Source organism: Kitasatospora sp. NPDC001119, assembly GCF_053598475.1.
In genome coordinates, this window is sequence record NZ_JBSFKI010000102.1 from 1 (window position 1) to 1,274 (window position 1,274).

A 1,274-nucleotide genomic window follows, 5' to 3' on the forward strand; every position below is an offset into this window, starting at 1 on the left:
CTTGGGTTCTAGCAGTCGTTGCAACACCCCAGTTCAAGGGGTGCGATGGACTTCGAGATCCGGGAAGACCGGCACAAGAAGGGGCGGCGTTTGACGCGTGAGCGGGCGGCATACTTCCAGCTCATGCAGCAGGGCTACAGCAGCAGGGAAGCCTGTCGGATCGTCGGTATCAACCGGCGGACCGGCAAGCGATGGCGTAACGGGTGGCATTCGCCGCCCAACGGCCGCAAGCCGGTGCCTCCCATTCACGTGGAGGCACCGGCTTGCGGCCCGTCGCGCTACCTGCAGGAGGAGGACCGCCTCCACATAGCCGATCGGCTGCGGGAGGGCGCGAGCATCCGCACGATCGCCGCCGAGCTGGGCCGCAGCCCCTCCACCATCAGCCGGGAGATCAAGCGCAACCATCACGCCGGCAGCGGCGCCTACCGCCCGCACGCGGCCCAGGCCCGGGCCGACGCCCGCCGGCCCCGTCCCAAACCCGGCAAGATCAGCGAGAACCCCGAACTACGGGACTTCATCCAGCACCGCCTGGACAAGAAGTGGAGCCCGGAGCAGATCTGCGACGCTCTACGCAGAACCTTCCCCGAGCGGCCGGAGATGCACGTGGTCCACGAGACGGTCTACCAGGCCCTCTACGTCCAAGGCCGCGGAGAACTCCGCCGGGAACTGGCCGGCGCCCTGCGGAGCGGGCGCGCCCGCCGCAAGCCACGACGCCAGGCCCAGCAGCGCCAGCCGCGCTTCGCCACCCCGATGGTCATGATCAGCGAACGCCCGGCCGAGGCCGAGGACCGGGCGGTGCCCGGCCACTGGGAGGGCGACCTGATCATCGGCAAGGACGGCGCCTCCGCGATCGGCACGCTGGTCGAGCGCCACACCCGCTACGTGATGCTCCTGCACCTGCCGAACGGCCGCACCGCCGAGCACGTGCGCGACGCCCTCGTGGAGACCGTCCAGACGCTGCCCGGCCACCTGGTGCGCTCGCTGACCTGGGACCAGGGCGCGGAGATGGCCGCGCACGGCTCCTTCACGGTCGCCACCGGTGTCCCGGTCTACTTCTGCGACCCGGCCAGTCCCTGGCAGCGCGGCTCGAACGAGAACACGAACGGCCTGCTGCGGCAGTACTTCCCCAAGAGCACCGACCTGTCCGTCCACGGCCCCGAACACCTCGTGGCGGTCGCCGCCGAACTCAACGGCCGCCCACGCAAAACGCTCGGCTGGGAAACCCCAGCCGAGCGCCTGCATAAACTGATCGCGGCTTGATCAACTAACCACGT

The 1,274-nt window shown here is 69.6% G+C and carries 1 protein-coding gene; it reads left to right on the forward strand.

Translation table 11 applies throughout. The features are described 5' to 3' along the window. Positions 1-45: 45 nt before the first annotated feature. Positions 46-1,260, forward strand: a complete 1,215-nt coding sequence (locus ACWDD9_RS43850) for an IS30 family transposase (protein ID WP_449814786.1) — start codon at positions 46-48, stop codon at positions 1,258-1,260. Positions 1,261-1,274 lie beyond the last annotated feature (14 nt).